Raw genomic sequence first — 8,903 nt, forward strand, 5'->3', positions numbered from 1 at the left:
GACATCAAGGATCCGAACCAGAACATCAACTGGGTTCCGCCCCAAGGCGGCGAAGGACCGGTCTATGTAAACATGTAATGTTTACATTCAGGACCGTGTCCGTTTCGACCGCCGTGGAAGAAATGTCGGCGAAGGACCGGTTTACCCGAATATGTGAGAAGGAAACGAACTATGCAGATGATTCTCTTGGATCTGCTTGGCACCGGTAAAGGCGCATGATCGAAATTTCTCTGCTCAAGATTGGGCTTTCCTCATCTTTCTGCATGCATGGGCGGAAAACGGCTCCGTTGCAAACATTGGTTTAGCACGGGGCGCAGCTTAACTGCAGGCGCAATTATGCTGTGAGCGCTGTGAATTGTTGCTTGAGTGAAAGCGGTGCCGTTGAGCCGTAACTGCCTTGTAGCTTTCGCATCATGTGAATGAGTTCGATGCCGGCGAGCGTGATGCTGGCAGTGGCTTCCCGATTAGCAATGATACCCTGCTGCGAACCGTTCGCTGATATGATCGTCCGCCGCCAACGCCACCGAGTGTGGTCGGCATTGATGACTGGGCATGGCGACGCAATCACCAATATAGCTCTCTGTGCTGATCTCAGCAGGTCCTTGATAATTTCCTTTTGGGTGCGGCCACCGCGTCAGCGCAAGAAGAACAGTTTCCTATTCAAACTCCCACGTAGAGCACAGGTCTCATCATCGTGGCGAACGCACTGCTTTGCGTAGTGGCAGCTTTTGCGTCGCAATCGATTTACAGCCTTCGATCTAAAGTAAAATATAATTCCATTTATTTCTTGACACAAACCGGCTGAAATATCTAACTTCAGCCCAATCCGCAACACGACGGACCTTGGGAGGGAAACTTGAAACTTCGCACATTAATATCTGTTGGAATAACCGTAGCGGCTGGCGTGCTTTTGAATGGGACGATCATTGCCAACGCTACCGTTTTTGAAACAATCAAGCAGCGTGGACACCTCAAATGCGCCAGCTATGAAAATGTAGCCGGCATTTCCACGATCGACAGCAAGGGCGAATGGCGCGGGCTGGAGGTAGATTTCTGCCGCGCAGTCTCTGCAGCCGTTTTTGGCTCTCCCGACAAGGTCGAGTTCGTACCTTCCACATTCTCCACCGGCGTTACCGCAGTAAGCACTGGTGAGGTCGACCTGGCTGGCCTCGCAATTACTATGAATATCTCGCGTGATACCGACCTTGGCTTCGATTTCATTGGCCCGCTCGTTTTCACCGGCCTTGGCTTTATGGTTCACAAGGATCTGGAAGCGAAGACATTTGAAGATTTGGACGGTGCGTCGATCTGCATATCGGCAGGCACCAACCATAGCACGCTGATTACAGAAGTGTTTCGCCAGAGAGGCATTACGTTCAAACCAGTTGCATTCGCCGAAAGCGCTCAGCGGCTTGAAGCTTATGAGAGTAATCGCTGCGATGTCTACACTACAGAAATCCCGATCCTCGCCGCCACCCGCGAGCGCCTGAAAGACCCCACCGCTCACGATATCCTCGAAGAAGTCTATCAGAAATCCTTCACCGGTATGTTCACACGTGAGATCGACCCGAAATGGGTCAATGTTGTGCGCACGACCTATTACGGGCTCATCGAAGCCGAAGAGCTGGGTATCAATCAGGCCAATATCGATGAGATGCAGAAGTCTGAAGACCCTGAAATCCAGCGGTTCCTCGGTGTTGCGGGCAATGTTGGGGAAGCTATGGGTATTCCCAATGATTTCATGGTCAAGGTCCTTCAGTCAGTGGGAAATTATGACGATATTTGGCAGCGGAACCTCGGTGCTAACTCGCCAATGAAGCTACCGCGCGGCATGAACGAGCTCTACACCAATGGTGGCCTGCTCTGGTCGCCGACATGGCGTTGAGATGACAGCATAAAGACAGCGGTACTCTTTACCGCTCCTGCATCCTTTGCGTCTTCACCAAAGCCTTTTGGTCTGGAATCTTATGCTGTCAGCTGTGGTCTTATGGAAAAAACCTTGGTTTCGAGCCCGGGTTTATCAGTTCGTGCTCGTCGTCGGGATTATCGGTGTCGCCGGGTTCTTCATCCACAATGCGATGAATTCCCCGACGATCGGGACGCGTGGTTTTTCTTTCGCGTTCCTGTTCGAGCCGAGTGGTTTCGAAATGGGCGAGAACGTCTTTGGCGTGTCCCCCGACGATCCGAACTGGAAGGTGTTTCTTGCCGGTTTGATGAATACGATCATCGTCTCGGTTGTCGCAATTATCGTGTGTGCGGTGGTGGGGTTTTTTATTGCGTTGGCTCGAATATCCCATCGCCAATGGTTGTCTAACCTTGCGCTGCTTTATATCGAGATCAACCGTAACCTTCCGCTGCTGCTGCACCTTCTTTTCTGGTATGCGGTCTGTCGAAGCTTTCCATCGCCGCGACATGCAGAAGCGGTATGGCCAGGTATATTTGCGACCAATCGCGGGCTGGTCCTTCCAGAATTCAATTTCCAAGCCACGCCTTTCGTATGGTGCCTGAGCGTTGCCGGTCTAATTCTGCTGGCGGTGGGATGGGTAAAACGTGAACAATCGGCACGTCTCTCGCTTAACCTTAAACTCTGTGGGGGAGCGGCACTGCTTGCAGGCGTTCTTTTCGGCACCAGCGCCGCGTGGCCAGAATTGTCTGGTTTGCGATTCCGCAATGCCTGGATCGTTACTCCCGAGTTTATTGCGCTTCTGGTTTCGTTGGCGATCTATCAGTCTGGCTTCTTCGCTGAAACGGTGCGCTCCGGCATTATGGGCGTTGATCGAGGGCAGCGTGAAGCTGCTGCCAGTCTTGGTTTAAGCAAGGCCAGAACCCTTCGTTTGATTGTTATGCCGCAGGCATTGCGTATCATGGTGCCGCCGATGATCAGCCAGTTTGGAGGGCTTATCAAGAACAGCTCTCTTGGTGTGCTGATTGCTTATCCAGAAGTTGTACGGATCAGTATGGCAGCCAGCGTCGACACGGGCCGCATCGTCGAGTGCACGTTGATCATCATGGCAAGCTTCCTGGTCATCAATCTCCTGCTTTCCGCACTCATGACCTGGTTGAACAAAAGGGTAGCGTTCGTTGATGCTTAGCTCTGTTGAAATCGAGACGCCGCGATCAGCCTCTCTTGTTGCTGTTGCAGGACGCATCCTGCGTCTTGTTATCCTCTGTGCCGTTGGTTACATGGTCTTCGACTGGCTGGTTCTCAGCAGCGTCACAGCGCCCGCTACTTACGCCGAGTGCCGCGACGCAGGTGGCGCCTGCATCGCATTTCTACAGGATAAGTGGCGGCTGATCCTCTTTGGTCTTTATCCATATGATCAGCAGTGGCGCGCAGCGATCGCCACCATTCTTATTCTGGGTTTGGTTGCAACGCTTGCAATGCCGGTCTTTTGGCAGACCAGATCGCGTCGGCGGACCCTGGCAGCAGGCAGCGTTGCCTGCTTCGCCCTCATCTGGTGGCTTCTTTTCGGCGGGTTTGGTCTTTCCAGCGTTCCTTTACGTAATTTGAGCGGATTGCCGATGACGCTTTTCATGGCTTCGGTCGGCCTTTCTGTCAGCTTTGTGCTGGCAATCCTGCTTGCGCTTGGCCGGAAATCCGATATGCCGCTGTTTCGTTGGATCTGTACGGGCTATATCGAGTTCATTCGCGCTATTCCATTGATCTCGGCGTTGTTTCTGGCGGTTTTCGTTCTGCCAATTGTCCTTCCCAGCGACTGGGACATTCCACCGCTTCTGCGCGCAATCGTTGCCTATGTGATGTTTTTCTCTGCCTATATGGCCGAGAATATTCGTGGCGGTCTACAGGCCCTGCCGCTAAGCCAGTATGCGGCGGCTAAGGCGATCGGAATGACTTACTGGCAAGCGCAGAAGCTGGTCATCCTCCCTCAGGCGATAAGGATATCGCTGCCATCGCTTATCAATACATCGATCTCCGGGCTCAAGGATACTTCACTGGTCATGGTGGTCTCCATGCTCGATTTGCTCGGCACGGCAAATGCCGCGAAGGCCGACGCCAACTGGCAGGGACTTTTTCTCGAAGCTTATCTGTTCGTCGGGATCATCTACATCATGCTTTGCGCATCCATGAGCTACTACGGGCGATGGATCGAAAAGCGTCTGCAAACGGGGCAGAGAGACACAAAAAATGGATGATCATCGCGCTATTGTTCAGTTTCAGGCCGTCCATAAATGGTTTGGCCCATTGCATGTCCTGAAGGACATTAACCTTGAGATTACCAAGGGCGAATGCGTCGTGCTTTGCGGGCCTTCGGGGTCCGGAAAATCCACTCTTTCCTACTGCATTAACGGCCTTGCGCCCTATGAACAGGGAAGTGTTCTGGTGAACGGCATCAAGATTTCCGAGCGAGATGGCACGGCGCATGATGTGCGCAAGTCGGTCGGCATGATTTTTCAGCGCTACAACCTTTTCCCGCATCTGTCGGTGATGGAAAACTGCATGCTCGGTCCGATGACGGTGCTCGGTGAAAACGACAATGTAGCGCGGGAAAGAGCTGAGCAGTTTCTCGCCCGCGTCAACATGCTCGGTCATGCGTCGAAATATCCGGACACCCTGTCGGGAGGACAGCAGCAGCGCGTGGCCATTGCACGCGCACTTTGCATGCAACCGGAAATCCTGATCATGGACGAACCGACATCAGCGCTCGATCCGGAAATGGTGGGCGAGGTTCTCGATGTCATGAGCGATCTCGCGAGGAGCGGCATCACCATTGTCGCTGTTACGCACGAGATGGGTTTTGCCCGTCGAATAGCCAGTCGTATCGTGTTCATGGAAGCCGGTCGCATCATAACGGTGCGCCCGCCAGCCGAATTTTTCGACCCCGACTTGCAGGATGATCGGGTGAGTACGTTCCTGTCTCAGGTGCTTCATTGATCGCGCAGCGCAACAGCCAGTCCCCGGAGGAGGCACAGATGACATATGAGCAGATAACGGAACTTCCTGAGAATGGGTCTTCGTGGGAAGAACTGAGACAGCGTCTGGAGGGTTTCAAGGAAAAAGACTTCGATTGGAAAGCGGGCCGTCTTCCAAGCTATACATACTATTTCAATGAAGAAACGCTTGAGGTTCAACGAAAGGCCTATGCCATGTTCATTGGCGAAAACGGCCTTGGGGCAGGTCGTGCGTTTCCGAGCCTTTCTGCGATGCAGCAGGACATATTTGCGATGTGTCTTCCGCTGTTTCATGCGCCGGAAGGTGCCGGTGCATCCTTCACATCTGGCGGAACCGAAAGCGTGTTCATCATCACAAAAACTGCGCGCGACAGGGCCCGCGCAAAGCGCAATGAGGCACAGGGCACGTTTAACATCGTCACGTCCTACGCGGCTCATCCGTGCCTCGACAAAGCGGCCCATTATCTTGGCATTGAAATTCGCCGCACACCGCTTTCACCGGAAAACAGCGCCGACCCGGCTGCAATCACGGCTGCAATTGATGACCGCACGATCATGATCTACTCGTCCGCGCCGAGCTATCCGCATGGACGCATTGATCCGATCACAGAGCTTGCAGAAATATCGAAGTCGCGAGACCTGTGGCTGCATGTCGATGCCTGCTGGGGGGGCTTCGTATCTCCTTTTGCCACCATGCTTGGCTATCAACTTCCCGAATGGGATTTCGCAGTAGAAGGCGTTACCAGCATCTCGGTCGATTTGCACAAGTTCGGCTATACAGCCAAAGGCGCCAGCCTCGCAATCTATGCGGACAAGGCTTTGCAGGCCTATGAAGGTTTTGAATCTGGCAACTGGCCGCGCGGAACCTATGCCACACCGACATTTATGGGATCGAAACCGGCTGGTTCCGTCGCTTCGACGTGGGCTGTTCTCAATTATATGGGGCGGCAGGGTTATCTGGAGGCGACACGCAGGACGATGGAAGCGACTCGTCTTCTAATGGAAGGCATCAACGGAATCAAGGGATTGGCCTGCGTTGACCAGAAGCTGGAAAGCAATCTGTTTGTCTACGTTGCTACCGATCCGACAATCGACATCATGGCTGTTGCGGATAGATTGGAAGCGAAGGGATGGATGCGCGGACGCATGCGAGAACCTCTTGGTATCCATCAGGGGGTTAACCCTGCCCATCTGGACACGGTGGAAGAGTACATCGAGGCCGTCAAGGAAGCGGTCGCCCATGTTCGTTCGACCGCAGCCACCGCCGATTACGATGAACACAGTTACTGAATGCGCAAGCACCAGCAAGGAAAGAGAAATGACTGAGATGACTGGGCAGGCACTGGGCGAAAAACGTGGCGCTGCAGACATGGTCCACCGGGATCTACAGCAGATGCTTGCAGGGGATGTGGACTGGCGTAACGGACGCCTACAGGGGCTGAACCATTTTGGTGGCGACGACGTGCTTGAGGTCGCGCAGCAGGCTTACGATGTGTTCTCCTCCACCAATCCTGTCAGCCGTCGCGCGTTTCCAAGCGTCGGGCGCTTGCAGGATGAGATTATTGCATCAGCAGTGAGATTGATGGGCGGCCAGGGCGGTGAATGCGGCACGGTCACATCCGGCGGGACCGAAAGTATCTTTATGGCCATGCTGGGCGCGCTTGAACGTTTTCGTCTGCGCAACCCTGACGCCCGGCCCGAACTTGTCATTCCCGAAACTGCTCATCCCGCCTTCAACAAACATGCCCATTATTTTGGTGTGAAGGCAATACGGGTTCCGGTGGGGCAAGATTTCCGCGCGGATCCTGTGGCCATGGAAAAGGCCATTGGGCCAAATACGATGATGATCGTTGGGTCCGCTCCGAGCTATCCTTGCGGCCTGTTCGATCCGATCACGGAGATTGCGGAGATTGCCGTACGGCATGATGTGTGGATGCATGTCGATGCCTGCATCGGCGGCTTTCAGGCACCGTTCGTCAAGTTATTGGGATATAATATTCCAGAGTTTGGCTTTACCGTTCCAGGTGTCTGCTCAATCTCGGCGGACCTTCACAAATATGGATTCACACTCAAGGGCGCATCGGTCGTCCTGTTCGGTAACGAGGAAATGCGTGAGCGAACACTGTTCCGTTTCACCGACTGGCCGCGCGGCCTTTATATGACGGATTCTTTTTCCGGCACCCGTTCGGGCGGCCCTATCGCTGCGGCGTGGGCTGTTATGCGCTATCTTGGATATGAGGGATATGTAGCACTTAACCGCCGTATCATGACGATGCGGGATGATCTGATTCTACGGCTTGAAAAGCTAGACTGTGAACTCGTCGGCAAACCGGAACTCTCGCTCATTGCGATCTGCCCACGCAACGCCGATCTTGCCATCGTATCGGACGAGATGGCCAAGCGTGGCTGGATTCTTAATCTGCTGCTTGAACCAAAGGGAATTCAGATCATGCTGAATATTTCCCATGAAGGACACATGGAAACTTTCGCTGATGATCTGGAATACAGCATTTCAGCTGCTCGAAATAAATCCGGAGGTGTCTTATCAGTTGAATATTGATAAATTATCTCCTCCATAAATGGATGAGCGACAACTTTCATATCAAGTCTCTGTCTGAGGTGGATTACAATTGAGAAAACGGTCACCCTCCACACGGAATGCAGGTGCTCAACCAGGCTCTGCTACCGCATTGGTTCGCGGCTTACATATTCTTCGTGCCTTTACTGCTTCAGACAAGTCTCTAGGAAATCAAGATTTACTTGATCGTACCGGATTGCCAAAGGCGACGGTTTCGCGCCTGACCGCGGTGCTGACTGCTCTGGGTTATCTGGATTATGATGAGAATCTGGGGCGTTATTCGATCGGGGCAGCAACGATTGCGCTTGGCTATGGTGCTCTTAGCACGATGCCGATCGTGCGGGTGGCCCAGCCTATTCTTGATGAACTGGCTGAATCGACCGGCGGGTCAACTGCTATCGGCAGACGGGAAGGCATCGACATGATCTATCTCGTTAATTCGCGTGCGGCGGGGCCGGTTTCGCTGCGTCTTAACACCGGTTCGCGCCTGCCGATGTGGTGTTCAGCGATGGGACTTTCCTGGATGGCTGCGCAAAACACGGAAGAACGGGCGCGTATGTTGAAGCGTCTTATTGCCTCTGAACCTGCACAGGAGGCAATCATCAGGCAAAACGTGGAGAAGGCGCTCGAAGAGTTCCGCAGGCATGGGAGTGTAACTACTTTCGGCACTTGGTACAGCTATATCAACGCTGTTGGCATCCCGCTTCTTCCTCGGGACGGATCGCCGCTGATGGTACTTACCTGTGGCGGTATCGTGGACATTCTGCCTCGTGAACAATGCGAAGGTGAAGTGCGGGAGAAAGTACATCGTGCCGCGAGCAAGATTATACAAACTTTATCGTAATAGATTGTTTTCAGAAAGAGTCCGTGTTCATGGATAATATCTGCTTGTCAGGGAAGGATAAAGAGGAGTTGCAAGCGGCCTTTGACGGCTTGCGGCAAGCATTGCGCGACGCTGGCTTTAAAGAAAGTGAGGGCAAAATCGAGCCGCCGACTGAGCAAATTACTCTTTTCAACTGCAAGCTCGAGAATGACAACACTGGATGGCCGCTTTCCTAACTCTGCCGTTTAGAAGCGGTCGGGCAGGACCCACCCCATAACAGATGTAAGCGGCCTTGCTCTGTAGTGACCGGCACAGGCTTTAAAGCAGCCGTGACGCCCGCCCGCTACGCCTTTTGGCATTGTTGTAATAGTCCGACGCTTGTTGCACGGAGCGATGGCGGGATTGTTCCATGGCTTCAGGCAGGGGAATGCCACGATTGGCGGCTTCGGTGAGATAGCCGGAGCGTAGGCCATGGGCAGAAAATTCCGCCGGGTCGAGACCGGCCATTTGTGCCCGCCGCTTGACGATGGCGTTGACGGCACTGGGTTCCAGTGCCCGCGTGGAAACATTGCCCCAGCGATCGATCTTGCG

Annotated in this window: 10 protein-coding genes and 1 pseudogene; 9 read left to right on the forward strand and 2 right to left on the reverse strand. The window is 53.6% G+C overall.

Annotated elements, in window-relative coordinates; genetic code table 11:
* The coding region (locus tag DKP76_RS19910) for a 4Fe-4S dicluster domain-containing protein (protein ID WP_146198950.1) at window positions 1–78 on the forward strand (78 nt) is incomplete at its 5' end.
* A 256-nt stretch (window positions 79–334) separates the two neighbouring features.
* Here DKP76_RS19910 and DKP76_RS19545 read toward each other — a convergent pair.
* A pseudogene (locus DKP76_RS19545) lies at window positions 335–460 on the reverse strand (IS6 family transposase); the annotation flags it as partial.
* 396 nt (window positions 461–856) lie between these two features.
* Between DKP76_RS19545 and DKP76_RS18730 the strand changes: the two are divergent.
* From DKP76_RS18730 to DKP76_RS18765, 8 genes are all read left to right on the forward strand, one after another.
* Entirely contained in the window at window positions 857–1,885 is a 1,029-nt protein-coding gene (locus DKP76_RS18730) for a transporter substrate-binding domain-containing protein (RefSeq protein ID WP_109708159.1), read from the forward strand.
* An 82-nt stretch (window positions 1,886–1,967) separates the two neighbouring features.
* The gene (locus DKP76_RS18735) at window positions 1,968–3,092 is read left to right on the forward strand and encodes an ABC transporter permease subunit (RefSeq protein WP_109708160.1); all 1,125 of its coding nucleotides are present in this window, start codon (window positions 1,968–1,970) and stop codon (window positions 3,090–3,092) included.
* Window positions 3,085–4,155 carry an amino acid ABC transporter permease gene (locus DKP76_RS18740; RefSeq protein WP_109708161.1) on the forward strand — a complete coding sequence of 357 codons (1,071 nt, stop codon included), beginning with the start codon at window positions 3,085–3,087 and terminating at the stop codon, window positions 4,153–4,155. Before DKP76_RS18735 ends, DKP76_RS18740 begins: the two co-directional genes overlap by 8 nt.
* Window positions 4,148–4,894 (forward strand): amino acid ABC transporter ATP-binding protein, encoded by a 747-nt coding sequence (locus DKP76_RS18745; RefSeq protein ID WP_109708162.1) that lies wholly within the window; start codon window positions 4,148–4,150, stop codon window positions 4,892–4,894. The genes DKP76_RS18740 and DKP76_RS18745 overlap by 8 nt, the downstream gene beginning before the upstream one ends.
* Window positions 4,895–4,932: 38 nt before the next feature.
* Window positions 4,933–6,201, forward strand: coding sequence for a pyridoxal phosphate-dependent decarboxylase family protein (locus tag DKP76_RS18750; RefSeq protein ID WP_109708163.1), 1,269 nt, complete (start codon window positions 4,933–4,935; stop codon window positions 6,199–6,201).
* The gene (locus tag DKP76_RS18755; RefSeq protein ID WP_109708164.1) at window positions 6,152–7,471 is read left to right on the forward strand and encodes a pyridoxal phosphate-dependent decarboxylase family protein; all 1,320 of its coding nucleotides are present in this window, start codon (window positions 6,152–6,154) and stop codon (window positions 7,469–7,471) included. The genes DKP76_RS18750 and DKP76_RS18755 overlap by 50 nt, the downstream gene beginning before the upstream one ends.
* 70 nt (window positions 7,472–7,541) lie before the next feature.
* The gene (locus DKP76_RS18760) at window positions 7,542–8,333 is read left to right on the forward strand and encodes an IclR family transcriptional regulator (RefSeq protein ID WP_109708165.1); all 792 of its coding nucleotides are present in this window, start codon (window positions 7,542–7,544) and stop codon (window positions 8,331–8,333) included.
* A gap of 29 nt (window positions 8,334–8,362) precedes the next feature.
* Window positions 8,363–8,548: a hypothetical protein gene (locus DKP76_RS18765; protein ID WP_109708166.1), complete on the forward strand. Its 186-nt coding sequence runs from the start codon at window positions 8,363–8,365 to the stop codon at window positions 8,546–8,548.
* Window positions 8,549–8,630: 82 nt separating this feature from the next.
* Here DKP76_RS18765 and DKP76_RS18770 read toward each other — a convergent pair.
* Window positions 8,631–8,903 (reverse strand): tyrosine-type recombinase/integrase (locus DKP76_RS18770; RefSeq protein WP_146198958.1); only part of this gene is annotated, 273 nt, incomplete at its 5' end.

This window comes from Falsochrobactrum shanghaiense (assembly GCF_003149535.1).
GTDB lineage: Bacteria > Pseudomonadota > Alphaproteobacteria > Rhizobiales > Rhizobiaceae > Brucella > Brucella shanghaiense.